This window comes from Thalassospira sp. MCCC 1A02898 (assembly GCF_001618185.1).
Classification (GTDB): Bacteria; Pseudomonadota; Alphaproteobacteria; order Rhodospirillales; family Thalassospiraceae; genus Thalassospira; species Thalassospira tepidiphila.
Map to the genome: position 1 here is coordinate 595,593 of NZ_LPXK01000001.1, position 19,195 is coordinate 614,787.

Sequence of the window (19,195 nt, forward strand, 5' to 3'; positions counted from 1 at the left end):
ACGGCGGAATGGTATGTGCCATCCCGCCGTTTCGAAGCCTTTTTGCGATATGTTACTTGCGACGTTCCATCGCGGCCTTGAGTGCGGCAGCCATCGCACCGCCATCGCCGCCAGCGTTACCACCGGCATTGCCACGGCTTTGGCCGCCCTGATGGCGCGGGCCTGATGAATGCTGCGGACGGTTGCCGCGCGATGCATCGCCACGATTGTCTGCACGTTTTTCACGCGTGCCTTCGTAATCCGGTGCGGATTTCATCGAAAGCCCGATACGTTTACGCGGCGCGTCGACTTCCATGACGGTGACCGACACGATCTGACCGGCCTTGACCACCTGACGGGGGTCTTCGACGAACTTGTCGGCCAGCTGCGAGATATGGACAAGGCCATCCTGATGCACGCCGATATCAACGAATGCCCCAAAATTGGTGACGTTGGTGACCGTGCCTTCAAGCTTCATGCCGGTACGCAGATCCTTGATCTCATTCACACCTTCGGTGAATTTGGCGGTCTTGAATTCCGGGCGCGGGTCACGGCCGGGCTTATCAAGCTCGGCAATGATGTCGCGGATGGTCGGAACGCCGAATGTGTCGTCGGCGAAATCTTCGGGGCGGAGTGTCTTGATAAAGGCCGAGTCACCGATCAGTTCTGCCAACGGCTTGGCGGCCTTGGCGCTGATCTTTTCGACCAGCGGATAGGCTTCCGGGTGAACAGCCGATGCATCAAGCGGATTGTTTGCGCCGCGAATACGCAAGAAGCCCGCGCACTGCTCGAACGCCTTTGGTCCGAGACGCTCAACCTTTTTAAGATCTGCACGCGACTGGAACGCCCCATTGGAGTCGCGATACCCGACAATATTGCGCGCCAGCGTCTCGGTCAGGCCGGCCACACGGGTCAAAAGCGGGATGGAGGCGGTATTAAGGTCAACGCCGACACCGTTCACGCAATCCTCAACCACGGCATCAAGCGACCGGGCCAGTTTGGTTTCCGATACATCATGCTGATACTGCCCGACACCGATGGATTTCGGCTCGATCTTCACCAGTTCTGCCAGCGGGTCTTGCAGGCGGCGTGCGATGGAGGCTGCACCGCGAAGCGACACATCAAGGTCGGGGAATTCTTCGGCTGCGAACTGCGATGCGGAATAAACAGACGCACCGGCTTCGTTGACGATGACCTTTGTCGCCTTGAGTGCCGGGAAGCGTTTAAGCATCTGACCGGCAAGTTCGTCGGTTTCACGTGAAAACGTCCCGTTACCAATCGCGATCAGTTCGATCTGATGGCGGGCCGCCAACGCAGCCATGGTGTTGATCGCGCCTTCGACGTCATTGCGCGGCTGGAAGGGATAAACTGTTGCGGTATCGACCAGTTTGCCTGTGGCATCGACAACCGCAACCTTGACACCGGTTCGAACGCCCGGATCAAGACCCATGGTCGCCTTTTGCCCGGCGGGGGCAGCGAGCAACAGGTCTTTCAGGTTATCGGCAAAGACCTTGATCGCACCTTCCTCGGCGGAGTCACGAAGGGTGCCAAACAGATCCAGCTCAATCGACAGCGACAGTTTGACGCGCCAGGTCCAGCGGACAGTGTCCATCAGCCACTTATCCGCCGCCCGGCCCTTGTCGGCAATACCGACATGGGCGGCAATCATCACCTCGGCGCGGCCCGGCTGGCTGCGCGGACGGTCTTCGTCTTCTTTGCCAAGGGTCAGTTTAAGCTGAAGGATATCTTCGTTGCGCCCGCGGAAAAGCGCCAGTGCCCGGTGTGACGGGCAGGTTTTGATTTTTTCGGAATGTTCGAAATAGTCCGAGAACTTGGCACCTTCGGCCTGTTTGCCCTCGATCACTGATGCGGTGATTTCACCTTCATTCCACAAGTGGTCACGCAGTTTGGCAACAAGGTCGGCATCCTCGGCAAAACGTTCCATCAGGATCTGACGCGCGCCATCAAGGGCGGCCTTGGTGTCTTCAACGCCTTTTTCAGCATCAACAAATTTTGCGGCTTCGGTTTCGGGGTCAAGCGTTGGGTCGTTAAACAGGCTGTCGGCCAGCGGCTCCAATCCGGCTTCGCGGGCAATCTGGGCCTTGGTGCGGCGCTTTTTCTTATAGGGCAGGTAAAGATCTTCAAGGCGGGTTTTGGTGTCTGCCTCGTTGATCGCGGCTTCGAGTTCCGGCGTCAGTTTTTCCTGTTCGCGGATGCTTTCAAGCACGGATGCGCGGCGTTCTTCAAGCTCGGTCAGATAGCGCAGGCGTTCTTCCAGCGTACGAAGTTGGGTGTCATCAAGCCCGCCGGTTTTTTCCTTCCGGTAACGGGCGATGAACGGAACGGTGGAGCCTTCATTGAGCATCTCGATGGTGGCAATGACCTGTTCCGGACGAACCGAAAGTTCTTCGGCGATACGCTGGGGAATTGGACGCATGGTTTCTCCTTGTTTTGCTCGTACGCTTGGAATAGCGGCTTTGGACGCGCCGGGAAAGAGTCTGTTTTTCCCAAATTTTTGTCCGCATCCACACCAGGATTCCCTGTTTGATTCCAAAGGTCTGAAATCATGTGGGTTTGTCGACACTTTGCCCCGAAGCCAAGCGGACTTGCCGATTCTGGTTTGGGACGTTATTTCTTTGGCAAATGTGATTTACCGGGCCGTGCCCAAAGCAGGAGAAGACGAATGGCCGGAAAGTTCCGCGAAACCGTCATCCACGAAGTTCCCACGGAAAAGGCAGAGCCGCAGGCAGAAGCCAATCCGGCATCTGACGAGATTGCGGGAGCAGAAGCCGCACCACAATTGTCTCAAGACGCGATCAATGCGCTTGCCGAAGCCAAGGCCGCCAAGGAAGCCGCCGCCAAGGCCCGCGAAATCGGCGGACCCAAGGGGCCTGAGCCGACCCGCTTTGGCGATTGGGAAAACAAGGGCCGCTGCATCGATTTCTGATCTGAACGCGCTTAAAGCAGACACGAAAAAGGCCGGAGCATTGTGCCCCGGCCTTTTTTTGTTTTTGCGATCAGCAAGGCAGCGAGTTACGCGCCGCGGATAGCCTTGATGTTGTTGGCATATTCAGACGGGCCGCCTTTGAAGGTCGCGGAACCAGCCACCAGAACATTGGCCCCGGCTTCGATCACCTGTGGGGCGATTTCCGGGTTTACGCCACCATCGACTTCAAGGTCGATATCACGGCCGGTGGCATCAATCATCTTGCGGATGCGTTTGATCTTCTCAAGCTGGCTTGGAATGAATTTCTGGCCGCCAAAGCCCGGGTTCACGGTCATGACCAGAACCAGATCGACCATGTCCATGACATATTCAATCACACTTTCCGGGGTCGACGGGTTGAGCGAGACACCGGCTTTTTTGCCCAGTGACTTGATCAATTGAAGCGAGCGATGCAGGTGCGGGCCGGCTTCGGCGTGGATGGTGATGATGTCAGAACCGGCATTGGCAAATGCCTCGATGTATGGATCGACCGGTGCGATCATCAGATGCACGTCAAACACCTTGTCGCTATGCGGGCGGAGTGCCTTGACCACGTCCGGGCCAATCGTGATGTTTGGCACATAGTGGCCATCCATCACATCGATATGGATATAGTCAGCGCCGGCTTCGTCAACAGCGCGTACATCAACGCCAAGCTGGGCGAAATCCGCCGAAAGGATCGAAGGTGCAATTTTAATATTTGACGTGGTCATGCGTCACAGGTCCTGAAGCAATGCGGGATATGGGAAATGCGCGGCCTTCATACCCCAGATTGCCCCCTATGTCACCCGAATGGGACTCATGGCTGCCTTGTGTGCGTTAAACCGTGATTTTGTGGTTGAAAATCAGGACTTTTTGACAAGCCGTGCACAGAAAAATCCATCCATGCCGCCAAAATCGGCCATGTGAATGGGGAGAATGCGCAATTCACCCGCATCGTTGATTGCTTCATCCCAGCCACCCAGTTCGTCGGCGGTGATGGCTTTGCGTTCATAGTTCGGATGATCCGCCAGGAACGATTTGACCTGATGTTCGCCTTCTTCGGGTTGCAGCGAACAGGTGCAATAGATCAGCTCTCCCCCGACATTCAAAAGCTTGTCCGCCTGATTAAGCAGCTTGGTCTGAATGGGAAGAAGCGATTGCATCAGCTTGTCATTCTGGCGTAGCAGAATGTCCGGATGGCGGCGGATGGTGCCTGTGGCTGAACAGGGCGCATCAAGCAAAACCGCATCGGCGCGTGGCGTATCAGGTGCAAGATCGGTGGCATCGCCGGTGACGACTGCTGCGCCAAGCGAGACACGTTCAAGGTTTTCAAAAACGCGTTTCAGGCGACCTTCGGATTTATCGACCGCAATTGCACTCGCACCAAGGGATGCAAGCTGCATGGTCTTGCCGCCCGGTGCGGCGCACAGGTCATAGATGGTTTTGTCCTTGTAGGCCGAAAACAGGGTTGCCGGAATGGCAGCGGCTGCGTCCTGCACCCACCAGTCGCCATCCTTGTAACCCGGAAGATCACGGATACGGCGACCCGGTTCAAGTCGCACCGATCCGGTCTGCAGGACAATGCCATCCATCTTTTCGGCCCACTCGGCGGTCTGGCTGCGATCCTTGATCGACAGATCCAGCATCGCGTGGCCAAGGCTTGCTTCGGCAATGCCTTGGGCGATCTCGGCGCCATAGGCCTTTTTCCAGGATCCGCGCAGCCATGCCGGGATGTTGAGCTGCCAGTCTTCAACACCTTCCGGCCATTCAAAGCCATCACGCTGCAAGCCACGCAGAACGGCATTGATCAGTTTGGTGTATTTATGCAAACCCGCATCACGCGCCAGATTGACCGTACTGTCGACCGCACCGTAGTCAGGCGTATCCATAAAGAACAGCTGTGCCACACCAAGCCGCAGGATGTTGGTCAAGCGTGCTGCGACCCGGTCCTGTGGTGGTTGATAACGCGGGGCAAGCACGGCATCAATTTCGCCCAGATGACGCAGCGTGGTGCCCAGCAATTGACGCAGGAAATTACGATCAAGCGACGGCAGACCATAGCCATGCTTTGACAGAAGTTCGTCCAACGTCACTTCACCGCCGCGCAGTTCCTGCAGGGTTTTAAGCGCAAGCATGCGCGGATCGGGTGCCTCTACCGCCTGTTTGCGGGGGGCATTGCGCTGGGATGGACGGGAACGACGTTCTGCCAAAGGGATATCTCCGGTTTCGGTTTATGTGCAGTAGTTAAGCGCAGCATGGCAAACTGTAAAGCATCAAGCATGGTTTTGCGTGGCATGGCTGCTCTGTGCGGCTGTGTCGGGAATGGTGGCAGGATGGTGGGGCTGACAGGGTGAAAAGCCTTGCGATAGGGGGTAGGTCCGGCTAATCCAGACGGATCAATCTGATGGGGACTGAGACAAGGGCGATCCAACGATGACTTTTGCCGGACTTGCGACCTTTGCAAGCATCTTTCTGATCGGCTCGATGTTGCTGACGTGGGTGGTGCTGAATTATCTGCGGCGCAAGGCGATCCTTGATATGCCAAATCACCGTTCCAGTCACGCTGTACCGACCCCGCGTGGTGGCGGGCTTGCCGTGACGCCGCTTCTGATTTTGCTGGTGGCAGGTGTTTTTGTCTTCACCGGTGTTTCGGCTGTTGGTGACTGGCTGATGCTGGCCGCTTGCGCGGGGCTTGGTTTGCTCAGTTGGCTTGATGATCGTCATGACCTGTCCGCGGCTAAGCGCTTTGCCTTGCAATTTGTTGCGGTGATTATTGGCATGCTGGCCCTTGATAAACCGGTTCTTGGCGGACTGGTGCCGATGTGGCTGGATCACGTGTTGGTGGTTTTGGCATGGGTGTGGTTCATCAATCTGTTCAATTTCATGGATGGGATTGACGGGATTACCGGTGTCGAAGCCGGTTCAATCGGCCTTGGGATTTTTGTGCTCACCCTTTTTGTGCCGTTGCCGCAATTCATCGGGCTTGGCTATATCGGGCTTGGCATTCTTGCAATCATGATCGGGTTCCTGATCTGGAACTGGCATCCGGCGAAGCTGTTTCTTGGCGATGTCGGATCAATCCCGCTTGGCTTTATTCTGGGGTGGCTGTTGTTAAAGGTCGCCTCCGAAGGGGCTTGGGCCATCGCGCTGATTTTGCCATCCTATTATCTGTTTGATGCGACATTCACCCTGATCAAACGGGCTCTGCAGCGCGAGAAAATCTGGCAAGCGCATCGCGAACATTTCTATCAGAAAGCCACCCAGCGTGGGTTTTCGCATGCACGGGTGTCGCTCATGATCCTTGTCAGCAACCTTATTCTGATTGCTGTTTGCTTTGCCCAAAGTGATACACCGGACTGGATGCGGGTGATTGCAGCACTGATCGTTGTGTTGGGGCTTGTCGGTATGATGGTGAGAATGCCGGTTCGCGAAACACCCGGCACCTGATCGATCAGACGATTGCGTGCATTGCTTGACTTGACGTGGGCGGGGCGCGAAAAGAAACCCTTATCCGCCTGTCGCCAAGCGGGTATATCCTTATAAAAACAGAAATCTGCCGGTAAGGGACCGCATGCTGCGATTATTTCAGCGAAGCCATATTGCCTTTGTCCATGACATCATCATGGCGGCAATCTCCTTCCCGTTAGCCTTGTATCTGCGGGTCGGGGATGGCGTGGTGTATTATGCGCCGCAAAATATTCTGTTTTCTTCTGGCATTTTCACGCTGATCGCAGCCGTGTCCTTCTGGTATTTCGGTCTGTATCGCGGCATTTGGCGCTATGCATCGCTCAACGATGTCATCCGTATTGCCAAGGCGGTATCGGTTGCTGTCGCGGTTCTTTTCATAGTTCTGTTTCTGACCACACGTCTGGACTGGATGCCACGTTCGGCGCCAATCATTCAGTGGTTCCTTCTGATGGCCTTGCTTGGCGGGGCACGCCTGACCTATCGGATTGCCAAGGACAAATCGACTGCACGTGCACTGGTGCGTCAGGGAACAGCACGTGTTCCGGTCTTGTTGATCGGCGCGGGCGATGAGGCAGAAGCCTTTATCCGCGAGACCGAACGATCTGCTAATACTCCGTTCAAGGTCATTGGTATCGTTTCGCTGACTCAAGGTCGGGTCGGTCGCAACATGCATGGTGTTGACGTTCTGGCGACTGTCGATCAGCTTGAAGATGTCATTCAGAAATTACAAAAGGGCAGGCACGGCTTGCCGCGGCGTTTGGTTCTGAGTGGTGATGCCCTTCGCCACGAGGACAACGCCAAGTGGGTCGAGATTGCTGATCGCTATGGCATGACCCTGGCCCGTCTGCCCAAGCTGGGCGATCTGCGCGAAGGCTTGGCCGATCCGCTGCAAATCCGCCCGGTGGCGATTGAAGATTTGCTCGGTCGCCCGCAGGCCAGACTGGATCGCGATCGTGTGCGCGAAATGATTGCTGGCAAGCGGGTGCTGGTGACCGGCGCCGGCGGATCAATCGGTTCGGAACTGGTGCGTCAGATCGCATCTTATGGTCCGGACAGCCTGACCTTATTGGATGCCGGGGAATTCCAGCTTTACGCCATCGATATGGAGATGGCGGAAAAGTACCCCGATTTGCCGCGTGAAAGCATTCTTGGTGATGTTCGCGATCAAACCCGCATCGGTCAGGTTTTTGATCTCTACAAGCCCGAAATAGTATTCCATGCCGCGGCCTACAAGCATGTCCCGCTGGTCGAACACAACCCCAATGAAGGTATTCTGACCAACACGCTGGGCACGCGCAATGTGGCCGAGGCCTGCCGTGCCGCTGGTGTTGGCACAATGGTTCTGATTTCAACTGATAAGGCGGTGAATCCGGCCAATGTCATGGGGGCATCAAAACGTCTGGCGGAATGTTATTGTCAGGCGTTGGAAACTCTCCCGCTTGACCAGCGTGGATCGACCCGGTTTGTCACCGTGCGCTTTGGCAACGTTCTGGGTTCTACCGGGTCTGTGGTGCCCCTGTTCAAGCGCCAGCTTGAGGCCGGTGGCCCGCTGACCGTGACCCACGAAGGCATCACCCGCTACTTCATGACCATTGCCGAGGCCGTGGAACTTGTTTTGCAATCTGCGGAGCTGGGGCGCCACGGGGTGACCGAGGGCGGCAAGATTTTCGTCCTTGATATGGGCCGGCCGGTCAAAATCATAGATCTGGCGCGACAGATGATCCTGCTGTCTGGCTTGCAGCCGGACAAGGATGTGGAAATCAAGGTCACCGGTTTGCGCCCGGGTGAGAAGCTCTATGAAGAGCTTTTCCACGATTCCGAACCGCCTGTCCCGACCGAGACCGATGGGGTGCTTTTGGCGGCCCCGCGTGTGGTTGATTATGGCCTGATCAAGCAGGTCTTTGATGCGCTGGAAGACAGTGCTACCAACCGCAATACTGCTAAAACGCTGGAGCTGATCAGCCAATTGGTGCCGGAATTCCAGCCGCCCGAGATCGGTGTGAAGTCGATCTTTGCAGACAGCAATGGCAGCGAAACCGAGGCAGCCTCCTAAAAGCTGCTTTTCACCGCATTTCCAATTGTTGTTTCAATGATCTGCACGTTCATTCTTTGATGGAATGAATTCGTGCAAAATTGTCGTTTGTCATGCCCGAAACCGGACCATATTTTGCCATCCTGATGATGAACGGGAATGATCTTGCCGAATAAGGCCATTCCACAGGTTCAATGTGATCCCGTCTTTTGGAGGCCCCATGTCGACAGACGCCTTTGTCCATCCCGATGAAATTCGTTCGATGTTTTCCAGCGCGATGTCCGACATGTATCGCAGCGAAGTGCCACAATACGGCACCCTGATGGAACTGGTATCCGAGATCAATCAGAACAAACTTGAATCCGATCCCAAACTTGCCGACAGCCTTGAATATAATGGCGAGCTTGAGCGTATCGACCTTGAACGACACGGCGCGATCCGGCTCGGCAAACCAGAAGAGCTGTTTAATATGCGCCGACTGTTTGCCGTTATGGGTATGCATCCGGTGGGCTATTATGATTTGTCTGTTGCCGGTGTGCCGGTGCATTCAACCGCATTTCGCCCGATTGACGAGGAAGCGCTTAAACGCAATCCGTTCCGTGTCTTTACTTCGCTTTTGCGTCTGGAGCTGATCGAAGACGAAGATCTGCGCAATGAGGCCGAGAGCATTCTTGCAAAGCGCGACATCTTCACCCCGGATGCCACTAAGCTGATTTATCTGGCAGAGAAGAATGGCGGCTTGACCCGTGTACAGGCCGAACAATTCGTTGCCGAGGCGCTGGAAACATTCCGTTGGCACAGCAATGCGACAGTAACGCTTGAAACCTATCAGAAGCTTCATGACGCTCATCGCCTGATAGCTGATGTGGTCTGCTTCAAGGGGCCGCATATCAACCACCTGACGCCACGTACGCTGGATATCGATGCCGTGCAGCAGGACATGCCCAAACGCGGCATCACGCCAAAGGCAATTGTCGAAGGCCCGCCCGCGCGGTCCTGTCCGATCCTGCTGCGCCAGACCAGCTTCAAGGCGCTTGAAGAACGGGTGAACTTTATCGGTAATCGTCGTGATGAAACGGTCGGCACCCATACCGCCCGCTTTGGCGAGATCGAGCAGCGCGGTATTGCCCTGACCGGCGAGGGTCGCAAGCTTTATGACACGCTTCTGGCCGCGACCCGCCAAGCGGTGCAGATCAATGCCGGTGGGTCGAATGCGCTCGATTATGAAACCGAACTGGCAGAGTGTTTCCGCGCCTTCCCGGATGATTATGAGACCCTGCGCGTCGAAAAGCTGGCTTTCTTCCGCTATAGCCCGACCAAGGCTGGCCTGAATGCGGCCAAGAAATGCGATCTTGATCCGGCAACTACGATCAATGAACTGGTCGATCAGGGATATCTGCGCGCCGACCCGATCATTTACGAGGATTTCCTGCCAGTCAGTGCTGCCGGGATTTTCCAATCGAATCTTGGTAGTGACGAGCAGAAAAACTATTCCGAACAATCCAACCAGGATGTGTTCGAGCAATGCCTTGGTGCGCCGGTTCGTGACGAACTTGCGCTTTATGCCGGGCTTGAGCACGCCTCACTTTCTGATGCGCTCAAAACACTGGGCGTGCGTAAAAACGTTGCCTGATCCGACACTTGGTAAAATCGGAACGGGGTGGCAGCGATGCCGCCCCGTTTTCGCTGGGTGATAAGGTTTGCTGGCCTGATTGTTAAAAGCCGCCATGCAAGAATTCGGGGTCCACATTTTGCGTCGCACATGCTAAAGCTCCGCGCGAAACATGGTTCGGACTCATTGATCATGTGTCGGCCCGGATCGGATGCATTGTTGTCCGGTCCCGTTTGAAGGCCGGTTTGCCCGCACACTTTCATTTAGCATGCACGAGCAGCCATGCGCATTCCTGATTTTGTGGGCCGATATATCATCAATGGGTCCGCAACCTTCATCACATTGATGCATGAAAGCGAACCCAATGACTGCTCGTATTGCGCGCGCGCTTATTTCCGTTTCTGACAAGACCGGTCTGGTCGAATTTGCCAAATCCCTCCACGCACAGGGTGTTGAAATCCTCTCAACCGGTGGCTCTGCCAAGGCGATTGAAGTCGCTGGCGTGCCAGTCAAGGAAGTTGCCGATCACACCGGTTTTCCCGAAATCATGGACGGTCGTGTCAAGACTCTTCATCCGAAGATTCACGGCGGCCTTCTGGGTCGCCGATCTCTTTCCAGCCATATGCAGGCAATGGAAGATAACGATATTTCCCCGATCGATCTGGTTTGTGTGAACCTTTATCCGTTCGAAGAAACCGTTGCCAAGGGTGCCGATTTTGATACCTGCATCGAAAACATCGATATCGGCGGGCCAAGCATGATCCGCTCTGCGGCCAAGAACCATGAGTCGGTGACAGTGGTTGTTGATCCGTCCGATTATGACCGCGTCGTTGCCGAGATGAATGACAATGGTGGTGCCACCACCGTTGAAACCCGCCGTGTTCTGGCTGCAAAGGCCTTTGCCCGCACAGGTGCTTATGACTCGGCGATTTCAAGCTGGTTTGCCGGTGAACTTGGTGAAACCTTCCCGCAGCGTTTGAATGTTTCGAGCGAACTGAAACAGACGCTGCGTTACGGCGAAAACCCGCATCAGCAGGCAGCGTTCTATACCAACGGCAAAAACCGCCCGGGTGTAGCAACCGCGACCCAGCTTCAGGGTAAGGAACTGTCGTTTAATAACCTGAACGACACCGACGCCGCGTTCGAACTGGTATCCGAGTTCGATGAAAAGCCGGCTGTTGCGATCATCAAGCATGCCAATCCGTGCGGCGTTGCCGAGGGTGACAGCCTGATTGATGCCTATAACAAAGCACTGTCCTGTGATCCGGTATCGGCGTTTGGTGGCATCATCGCTGTCAACCGTACGCTTGATAAACAGACGGCCGAAGAAATCGCCAAACTGTTTGCCGAAGTCGTGATTTGCCCGGATGCAGATGACGCGGCCAAGGAAGTTCTGGCAGCGAAGAAAAACCTGCGTCTTCTGGTCACCGGTGGCATGGCCGATCCGGAAGGTGAAGACATGACCCTGCGTTCGCTGGCAGGCGGTTACCTGCTTCAGAACCGCGATGCGGGTCGTGTGAAACGCGAAGAGCTTAAGGTCGTGACCAAGCGGAAGCCGTCCGAGGCAGAGCTTGATGACCTTCTGTTTGCCTTCCGCGTTGGCAAGCACGTCAAATCAAACGCCATCGTCTATGTCAAAGACGGCAAGACCGTCGGTATCGGTGCCGGTCAGATGAGCCGTGTCGACAGCTCGCGCATTGCCGCATGGAAAGCCGAAGAAGCTGGCAAGAATGCTGGCGAGAGCGATCTGCGCACACAGGGATCAGTGGTATCGTCGGATGCGTTCTTCCCGTTTGCCGATGGCCTTCTGGCAGCAGTTAAGGCAGGTGCGACCGCAGTGATCCAGCCAGGTGGTTCTATGCGTGACGAAGAAGTCATCGCCGCAGCCGATGAAAATGACATTGCGATGGTCTTTACCGGCATGCGTCATTTCCGCCATTAGGCGTTTCGGACTTAAAAAGCAAAACCCCGCAAGGCATCCTTGCGGGGTTTTGTGTTGATAGCATCAGAACGAAACATCAGCCTCGGACGGTTGCCTTGGCATCTTTGGCTTCATCCGAATCTGTATCCTGATCAATCAGGACGCCAGTCTGTGTAATCGCAGACGGTTTTGCGGTTTCCGCTTCTGCGTTTTTCTTGGCGGCGTCATCTTGATGAACACGAAGCGGTGCGCGCCAGTCGACACTGCCAAATGAATGACAGGACGGGCAGGAAACAACCCAGCGATCAGTTTCGGCCCCGCAGGCCCCGCAACGCCAATCCGGATCCGGGTTGGCGTGGCTTGCCTTGATCAGCAATTCACGGGCCTTCGCGCCATCCTGATTTTCACGCAGTTCAAGATCGGCCAACAGCCGGTAATGTCGGGCTTCGGCCTTGGTTGCCATGGCCTTTTCAAGGTTGCCGCGCGCAATCCCCCAAAGATCGGCTTCAAGCGCTGCTTCGGCCAGAACAATCTGACTTTCGACATGGCCGGGGTTTGTCGCGACGAGTTTTTCGACCGCTTTGACTTTTGCCAATGGATCGCCGGTCAACGTTTCGCGGAAAATCGCACCCAATGCTGCCGACGGTGCTGTGCGCCAGCTTTGCATTACGACGTCGCGTGCCTTGCTATCCTGTTTCAGATCACGATAGAGCCCGGCCAGAAGAACAGCCGCACCAGTGAAATCGGGTGCAGAATTCAGCGCCTTGCGCAAAAGCTTGGTGGCTTCTGCGTTTTCGCCTTCGGCAATCGCGTCTTCTGCCTTGGCCGTGATCAAAAGCGCACGGCGATGTGTCAGTTCGGTTTCACTAAAGACGGCGGCCTTTTCAGCATCAACCAACAGGCTAAGCGCCCGATCCCAGCGTCTTGAGGTCAGCAGCAAGTCAAACAGTGTCACGATGACTGCAGGATTGCGTGGACGCAAACGGTGTGCCCGTTCGGCATAATCAAGGGCGGCTTCGCGGTCATTGGCTTTCAACGCCAATTGCAAAAGGCCCCGCAGGCCAAAGAATGCGGAGTCGGGTTTTTCCAGCATGGCTTCAAACTGGCGTTTGGCTGCGTCATTATTGCCGTCCAATTCTGCTGCCTGTGCTGTCAAAAGCCGGGTCAGGGTATCGTCTTCAAGATAACGGTCGACCGCACGGGTATGTTTCAGCGCCTGGCGCACATCGCCTGACGCCAGTTCCAGCAATCCCATGGTCAGGGCTTGCTGGCCTTTTTTGCGACGACGGCTGCCCAGCAGACGGCCAAGCCAGCCCGGGGAATTGGCAATGATCGTCCAGCCGCGCCACAGTAGAACGAGCACGGCGGTTAGCGCCAAAAGGCCCAGCGCGACCATGCCGATCGATCCATCAAAACGATATCCCAGCCAGACAATCGTCATGCGGCCCGGATTATCAGCAAACCAGACGGTGCAGAAAACCAGTGCTGCCGTAATTAGGATAAAGATCAGAAGGCGGATCATTGACTGCCCTCCGAACTGGTACTGGTCAGAATGGTAATCGCGTGTGAACTAAGCGTCGCAATTGCCTGATTAAGGGTCTGACGGTTTTCGGCAGCCTGGAGCCAGTCACTTACCGCGGCCGCAGCATGGTCACCTTCGACCCCCTGAAGGGCGGCAACGGCGGCATCAAGATCATCCTGCGCCAACGCGTTTTCCGCCAGAACCAGACGGCCTTCAAGCGACTCTTCGCCTGCGGCATCAACACGCCGGATCGGGACCAGCTTCTTGATGTTCGCCCAAGTCGCATCAAGGACACTGCCCGAATGATCATCTGTGGCAGCTGCAACTGCTTCCTGTGCCATCGCCGGGAAGGACTGACGCAGTTTTTCAAGCGTCGGTGCACCTTGATCTGCCAATGGTTTCAGGGTTGCGATCTGTTCTGCAATGACTTCGTCATCGCCTGCACTGCGTTCAAGCTGGTTCAGGGCAATGACAAACGGCCCGCCACGCTGAAGGGCATCACGCAGAATGGTAACGGCCATGGCAATGGCCTGACCACGGCTTTCAACCCGCAGGCCGCTGGTCGCACGGATTTCTTCCTCCATGGTCGACAGGCGGGCAGACAGCTCGCGCATTTCATTGGCGACACCAGCCAGTTCGCTTTCGACCCGTGCCAGCTCCTCAATCGGGGCGGTACGGGTTTCGATCTCTGCCATGCGACGTGCAACCGTGTTGTTCAGTGTATCGCCACGTTCATTGTTCAGACGTTCGCGAAGCGCATCAATCGTGCCTTCCAAACGCGAAAGGCGTTCGGTCAGGTCCGGGTCAATGACGACAGACCCATCCGGGATGGGCTGGGAGTTCGCGGTTGAGGCGCTTTCATCCGTAACAGTCGGAAGCATCCCCTCGGTCGCCAACACGCCGTCATCCTTTTCGGTCATGGCGGCATCTTCGTTGGGGGCAGGAGGAGTTGTACCATCAGATGAACCATTGTCTGACGGGGTGTTGGTGACTGTAATCTCGCTGCCATTGCTTGCATCCGGGCCGTAGCCCTCAGGTGCGATTTCGGCAAGAATGTTGCTTGGTACATACTGGGTCAGAACCGGTTCTGCATCGCGCCACCAGATTGCGCGTGTCAGCCAGCCTGCTGCCAGGGCACCGACGATAATAATCACAAACAAAAACAGCGCTTTGCCACCACCGCTTTTCTGTTTTGCGGGCGCGCTCGATTTCGTTGCCGATGCCTTTTTATCGTCACCGGCTTTGGTGTCGGGTTTTGACGTGCCAGTTGCTGCGGTAGTTGTGCTGCTTGCGGTTTTGTCCGCAGGGCTTCCGTCCTTTTTCGCAGTGGTGTCACCAGATTTGACCGTGCCTGAGTTTGGCACGCTGGATTTGGCAGTTGTGCCGGTATCGGCCGCTTTGGCCGACGATTTCGCATTGCCTTTGCTATCTACGGAAATGGTGTCGGACGACTCTTTGGTGTCGGCCGATTTTGCGGAAGCATTGGTTTTTGGCGTTTCTGGTGTTTTCACGATCAGACCATTGCAGTTTGCGGTTATTCCCAAGACGGCGTCAGGCGCAGGAAGCCATTACGACAGGGACCCTAGCTCGGAAAGAAGGTATTCTTGTGTCGGTTGTGATGCAACGCGTGTTCTATACCATGTAAGATCGGATAGCTTCGATTGCACCGCCGGACTTAGGCAAATCGCGCTTGTTCCGGACAAGTCTCTTTCCAGCTTATAGCTGCGGACCAGCTTAACAAAGGTTTCCGCAGTGCGGGGAGAGAAAAATAAAACAGCTTCAATATGATGATTACGAAGCGCCTCTAAAACGACTTCTGGGAACGACTTGCTTTCTTGTGCTTCATAAACGGTTTGCCGATCGACGTCATATCCATCAGTCAAAAGCATCTGGCCAAGATCACCTGCCGTTTTACGCGCGGCCGGATGGAAAAGTGGTCCATGTGCGGAATCAACTTCTTTGCGAATTAAGGCTGCCAGATCGTTGATGTCACCATTTGCCGAACAAACATCATCAAAGCCAAATGTGGCGCACGTTCTGGCTGTCGCGTCGCCAACACAATAAGCCGGAAGCGACCGATCCCCGGTCAGTTTGGCAAATGCCCGGACCCCGTTCGCCGATGTGAAAATCACTGCTTGGTATTTCTTGATATCAAGCAGGCTTGTCGGCACTCGAAAGATAATATTCAGCATTGGCGCAGACAGGTGACGATAGCCGCGCTCATCAAGTGCTGCCAACAGGTCGGCAGAGTCGGTATCGGGCCGGGTATTTAGCACCAAGGGTCCCATCTGCGTCCCAGTCTGTTACCAAGATCAGGCGGAAATGAAGTCCGGTCCGCCACGTTGCTTGAGTTCTTCACCGGCATCCGTGCCAGCCGCCATCGCCGTTGCGATATCGGGTTTGGCGATCATGCGTTCGGTATCAAGGCGTTCGCTGCCGTCCGGGCGCACAATCGATACACGCAGGCGCAGGCAGCCATCATCCTGAAACTCTGCCAGTGCTGCGATCGGGGTGCGGCATGATCCATCAAGTGCCTTAAGCGCTGCACGTTCTGCTGCCACGCGAATGGCAGAGGTTTCGCAATGAAGCGCAGCAACCCATTTTTTGCACTGTGCATCATCTTCGCGGATGGTAATGCCAATGGCGCCTTGCGCAACCGCCGGCAACATATCGTCTTCGGAAATCGGGGCTGTGGCGATGTCAGGTTGCCCCAATCGGTTCAGGCCGGCCATTGCCAGAAGTGTGGCATCAACCTGTTCTTCGCTGAGTTTGCGCAAACGGGTTTGCACATTCCCGCGGAACGTCACGACCTTGAGGTCGGGATATTTGTTCAGGATCATGGCCTGACGACGAAGGCTCGCTGATCCGATCACGGACCCGGCGGGCATTTCGGCAAAGCTTTTATATTTCAGCGAAATAAATGCATCGCGGACATCTTCGCGTGGCAGGATGGTTGGCAGGATCATGCCATCGGGCAGAACAGTTGGCACATCCTTCATGCTATGAACAGCAAGGTCGATCTCGCCACCCAGAAGGGCGTCATCGATTTCCTTGGTAAACAGTCCCTTGCCGCCGATTTCCGACAAGGCACGATCAAGGATCTTGTCGCCGGTTGTGGTGATCTCGGTGACGGCAATTGCGCCTTCTTCGGCTAGTTCCGGATGGGCATTTGCCAGTTTGTCACGGACCTCATGCGCCTGTGCCAAAGCCAGGGGCGAACCGCGGGTACCGATGCGAAGTTTTACTGTATCTGTCATGAGTGAAGTCTTAGTCTTAAAACTGTTTAAAAACAAGGTCTGCGGGCAGCCTATTGCCATCGGCAAAAGGCTGAATTTTCGGTTATTGTAATCGCTCGAAACTGGGCTGCATTGATTTAGGTCGCGGTTCAAAATCTTCGCTGCCTTCGTGAAGCGCGATAACTGCATATGGCATTTGCGCTGCACGGGGGTGGAAAGCGCATGAACTTTCCGCTACATCATCGTCACACCTGTAATAGGATTCCGATTGCCGTCCGTGTCGGCAGAGTTGGTAAAACGGATCAGGATCATGATCGTTCTGGGTATCGAAACAAGCTGTGATGAAACGGCCGCTGCTGTCGTGAACGACAAGCGCGAAATTCTGGCTAACCGTGTGCTGTCCCAGCTTGACGATCATCGACCCTATGGCGGGGTGGTGCCGGAAATTGCCGCACGTGCCCATCTTGAACATCTTGATCGTCTGGTGGCCGAGGCCATGGATGATGCCGGTGTTGATTTTGATGATCTTGATGCCGTGGCCTGCACCGCGGGGCCGGGGCTGATCGGTGGCGTGATGGTTGGTACCATGACGGCCAAGGCGATTGCCTTTGCCGCCCAAAAACCGTTTCTTGCCGTCAATCATCTGGAAGGTCACGCGCTGACTGTGCGTTTGACCGACGACGTCGCATTTCCGTATCTGCTGTTGCTGGTGTCCGGTGGGCATTGTCAGGTCCTGATTGTCGAGGGCGTTGGCAAGTACAAGCGCATCGGCACAACCATTGATGACGCGGTCGGAGAGGCGTTTGACAAAACCGCCAAGATGATGGGGCTTGGTTACCCAGGTGGTCCGGCGCTTGAAAAGATCGCCGCGAAGGGGGATCCGAACCGGTTCGGTTTGCCGCGCCCATTGCGTGGAAGGCCGGGGTGCGATTTCTCCTTCTCGGGCCTCAAAACAGCCGTTCGGACTTATCTGGATGGCTTCCCAGTCGAACAACAGACGGAAGAAGTCAAAGCCGACCTTGCCGCATCTTTCCAGCGTGCGGTGGGTGATACCCTGATTGATCGCGCGCGCAATGCCGTGTTTGAATTCATGCGCGATTACCCCGGTGGCAAAACGCTGGTGCTTGCCGGTGGGGTTGCGGCCAACAAGTATCTGCGTGGGCGTCTTGTGGAACTGACCGATCAGGCCGGGATGGAACTGGTCGCACCGCCGCTTCATCTTTGCACCGACAATGCCGCGATGATTGCATGGGCCGGTCTGGAGCGGTTCCGTCTGGGTGAGCGCGATGATCTTGATTTCAAGCCGCGTCCGCGCTGGCCACTGGATCCTGAGGCCCCCAAACGCCCGGGTGCCGGGGTCAAGGCGTAAGGCCCATCCAGCGCGTTTGACGTATTTGCCGATCCTCGAAACAACTTCATTTTTGCCGGACAAACATCATGAAAAAGCGCATTACAGTTGTGGGTGGCGGTGCTTGGGGAACGGCCCTGGCTGTGCAGGCTGTGCGGGCCGGTGAAGACGTTGAACTGATTTTGCGCAACGAAGAACTGGCTGATCGGATCAACACCAAAGGTGAGAACGATCTTTACCTGCCAGGTATAGAGCTTCCGGGTGCCTTGCGGGCCACTACGCATTACGAAGGTCTGCGTGATTCTGATGCGGTCTTGCTGGTGACGCCTGCGCAGCATTTGCGTGAAACCCTGATCAAATTGTCATCGCATTGGCCAGATCAGCTCCCGGCGGTAATTTGCTGCAAGGGCATTGAAAAGGAAACCGGTGCGCTGATGGCACAGGTCGTTTCTGAAACCCTCGGAAACGTGCCGGTGGCGGTCCTTTCGGGGCCGACTTTTGCCAAGGAGGTTGCAATCGGCCTGCCAGCCGCAATCACGCTGGCCTGTGAAGATCGTGCCCTGGGCAAACGCCTGGTCGAGTTGATCGGCACGCCGGAATTCCGTCCCTATTTCAGTACCGATGTCGCTGGTGTTGAGGTGGCTGGTGCGATCAAAAACGTTCTGGCGATTGCCAGTGGCGTGGTGGCCGGACTGAAATTGGGTGACAACGCCCGTGCAGCCCTGATTACCCGTGGTATTGCCGAAATGTCACGTCTGGCGGTTGCCATGGGTGGCCGGGTTGAAACCATGCTGGGACTTGCGGGTCTTGGTGACTTGACCCTGACCTGCACCGGCACGTTATCACGCAATTACACCTTTGGCGTCGCACTTGGTGAAGGTCGCAAGGCACAGGACATTCTGGCCGAACGTCGGTCCGTGACCGAAGGCGTGCATACCGCGGCATCCATCACCGCTGTTGCCAGCAAATATGGTGTCGAAATGCCGATTTGTGCGGCGGTTGATCAGGTTGCCAATCACAATGCGGATCTGCGCAGTACGATCAATGCCCTGTTGCAGCGCCCGTTCCGTGATGAGCTTGAAAACGCCGATTAAATTCTGGCCTTGCGG

At 55.8% G+C, this 19,195-nt stretch carries 14 protein-coding genes; 7 read left to right on the forward strand and 7 right to left on the reverse strand.

What is annotated here, in order from left to right; genetic code table 11:
• Nucleotides 1–52 precede the first annotated feature (52 nt).
• Entirely contained in the window at nucleotides 53–2,416 is a 2,364-nt protein-coding gene (locus AUQ41_RS02750) for a Tex family protein (protein WP_063086536.1), read from the reverse strand.
• Nucleotides 2,417–2,662: 246 nt separating this feature from the next.
• Here AUQ41_RS02750 and AUQ41_RS02755 point away from each other — a divergent pair, with 246 nt between their 5' ends.
• Nucleotides 2,663–2,926 (forward strand): DUF1674 domain-containing protein, encoded by a 264-nt coding sequence (locus AUQ41_RS02755; RefSeq protein ID WP_063086538.1) that lies wholly within the window; start codon nucleotides 2,663–2,665, stop codon nucleotides 2,924–2,926.
• 86 nt (nucleotides 2,927–3,012) lie between these two features.
• Here AUQ41_RS02755 and rpe read toward each other — a convergent pair whose 3' ends face one another.
• Entirely contained in the window at nucleotides 3,013–3,678 is a 666-nt protein-coding gene (gene rpe, locus AUQ41_RS02760) for a ribulose-phosphate 3-epimerase (RefSeq protein WP_063086540.1), read from the reverse strand.
• A 132-nt stretch (nucleotides 3,679–3,810) separates the two neighbouring features.
• Entirely contained in the window at nucleotides 3,811–5,157 is a 1,347-nt protein-coding gene (locus AUQ41_RS02765; protein WP_063086542.1) for an RsmB/NOP family class I SAM-dependent RNA methyltransferase, read from the reverse strand.
• Nucleotides 5,158–5,380: 223 nt separating this feature from the next.
• Here AUQ41_RS02765 and AUQ41_RS02770 point away from each other — a divergent pair, with 223 nt between their 5' ends.
• The 4 genes from AUQ41_RS02770 (at nucleotide 5,381) to purH (ending at nucleotide 12,001) form a co-directional block, all read left to right on the forward strand.
• The gene (locus AUQ41_RS02770) at nucleotides 5,381–6,394 is read left to right on the forward strand and encodes a glycosyltransferase family 4 protein (RefSeq protein ID WP_063086544.1); all 1,014 of its coding nucleotides are present in this window, start codon (nucleotides 5,381–5,383) and stop codon (nucleotides 6,392–6,394) included.
• A gap of 124 nt (nucleotides 6,395–6,518) precedes the next feature.
• Nucleotides 6,519–8,468, forward strand: a complete 1,950-nt coding sequence (locus AUQ41_RS02775; RefSeq protein WP_063086546.1) for a nucleoside-diphosphate sugar epimerase/dehydratase — start codon at nucleotides 6,519–6,521, stop codon at nucleotides 8,466–8,468.
• A gap of 199 nt (nucleotides 8,469–8,667) precedes the next feature.
• Nucleotides 8,668–10,080: a VOC family protein gene (locus tag AUQ41_RS02780; RefSeq protein ID WP_063086547.1), complete on the forward strand. Its 1,413-nt coding sequence runs from the start codon at nucleotides 8,668–8,670 to the stop codon at nucleotides 10,078–10,080.
• Between the two features lie 343 nt (nucleotides 10,081–10,423).
• A complete protein-coding gene (gene purH / locus AUQ41_RS02785; RefSeq protein ID WP_063086549.1) occupies nucleotides 10,424–12,001 on the forward strand; it encodes a bifunctional phosphoribosylaminoimidazolecarboxamide formyltransferase/IMP cyclohydrolase in 1,578 nt (525 codons plus the stop codon).
• A gap of 76 nt (nucleotides 12,002–12,077) precedes the next feature.
• Here the strand turns inward: purH and AUQ41_RS02790 are convergent, their stop codons facing one another.
• Genes AUQ41_RS02790 through hemC form a run of 4 tightly spaced genes read right to left on the reverse strand, consistent with a single transcriptional unit; the run spans nucleotide 12,078 to nucleotide 16,759 of the window.
• On the reverse strand, nucleotides 12,078–13,502 hold the full coding sequence (locus AUQ41_RS02790) for a heme biosynthesis protein HemY (RefSeq protein WP_063086551.1): 1,425 nt from the start codon (nucleotides 13,500–13,502) through the stop codon (nucleotides 12,078–12,080).
• The gene (locus AUQ41_RS02795; RefSeq protein ID WP_063086843.1) at nucleotides 13,499–15,013 is read right to left on the reverse strand and encodes a COG4223 family protein; all 1,515 of its coding nucleotides are present in this window, start codon (nucleotides 15,011–15,013) and stop codon (nucleotides 13,499–13,501) included. Before AUQ41_RS02795 ends, AUQ41_RS02790 begins: the two co-directional genes overlap by 4 nt.
• Before the next feature lie 57 nt (nucleotides 15,014–15,070).
• A complete protein-coding gene (locus tag AUQ41_RS02800; RefSeq protein ID WP_063086554.1) occupies nucleotides 15,071–15,790 on the reverse strand; it encodes a uroporphyrinogen-III synthase in 720 nt (239 codons plus the stop codon).
• A 24-nt stretch (nucleotides 15,791–15,814) separates the two neighbouring features.
• The gene (gene hemC, locus AUQ41_RS02805; RefSeq protein ID WP_063086556.1) at nucleotides 15,815–16,759 is read right to left on the reverse strand and encodes a hydroxymethylbilane synthase; all 945 of its coding nucleotides are present in this window, start codon (nucleotides 16,757–16,759) and stop codon (nucleotides 15,815–15,817) included.
• A gap of 289 nt (nucleotides 16,760–17,048) precedes the next feature.
• Between hemC and tsaD the strand changes: the two genes are divergently transcribed.
• The gene (tsaD, locus tag AUQ41_RS02810) at nucleotides 17,049–18,107 is read left to right on the forward strand and encodes a tRNA (adenosine(37)-N6)-threonylcarbamoyltransferase complex transferase subunit TsaD (RefSeq protein ID WP_063086557.1); all 1,059 of its coding nucleotides are present in this window, start codon (nucleotides 17,049–17,051) and stop codon (nucleotides 18,105–18,107) included.
• A 68-nt stretch (nucleotides 18,108–18,175) separates the two neighbouring features.
• Complete coding sequence (locus AUQ41_RS02815; RefSeq protein WP_063086559.1) at nucleotides 18,176–19,180, forward strand: NAD(P)H-dependent glycerol-3-phosphate dehydrogenase; 1,005 nt, start codon at nucleotides 18,176–18,178, stop codon at nucleotides 19,178–19,180.
• The last annotated feature ends 15 nt before the right edge of the window (nucleotides 19,181–19,195 follow it).

Excerpts from the sequence above, each read along its gene's own strand:
- AUQ41_RS02790 (WP_063086551.1), bottom strand. The coding sequence starts at position 13,502 with ATGATCCGCCTTCTGATCTTTATCCTAATTACGGCAGCACTGGTTTTC.
- hemC (WP_063086556.1), bottom strand. The coding sequence starts at position 16,759 with ATGACAGATACAGTAAAACTTCGCATCGGTACCCGCGGTTCGCCCCTG.
- AUQ41_RS02755 (WP_063086538.1), top strand. The coding sequence starts at position 2,663 with ATGGCCGGAAAGTTCCGCGAAACCGTCATCCACGAAGTTCCCACGGAA.
- AUQ41_RS02780 (WP_063086547.1), top strand. The coding sequence starts at position 8,668 with ATGTCGACAGACGCCTTTGTCCATCCCGATGAAATTCGTTCGATGTTT.
- tsaD (WP_063086557.1), top strand. The coding sequence starts at position 17,049 with ATGATCGTTCTGGGTATCGAAACAAGCTGTGATGAAACGGCCGCTGCT.
- AUQ41_RS02775 (WP_063086546.1), top strand. The coding sequence starts at position 6,519 with ATGCTGCGATTATTTCAGCGAAGCCATATTGCCTTTGTCCATGACATC.
- purH (WP_063086549.1), top strand. The coding sequence starts at position 10,424 with ATGACTGCTCGTATTGCGCGCGCGCTTATTTCCGTTTCTGACAAGACC.
- AUQ41_RS02815 (WP_063086559.1), top strand. The coding sequence starts at position 18,176 with ATGAAAAAGCGCATTACAGTTGTGGGTGGCGGTGCTTGGGGAACGGCC.
- AUQ41_RS02750 (WP_063086536.1), bottom strand. The coding sequence starts at position 2,416 with ATGCGTCCAATTCCCCAGCGTATCGCCGAAGAACTTTCGGTTCGTCCG.
- rpe (WP_063086540.1), bottom strand. The coding sequence starts at position 3,678 with ATGACCACGTCAAATATTAAAATTGCACCTTCGATCCTTTCGGCGGAT.
- AUQ41_RS02770 (WP_063086544.1), top strand. The coding sequence starts at position 5,381 with ATGACTTTTGCCGGACTTGCGACCTTTGCAAGCATCTTTCTGATCGGC.
- AUQ41_RS02800 (WP_063086554.1), bottom strand. The coding sequence starts at position 15,790 with ATGGGACCCTTGGTGCTAAATACCCGGCCCGATACCGACTCTGCCGAC.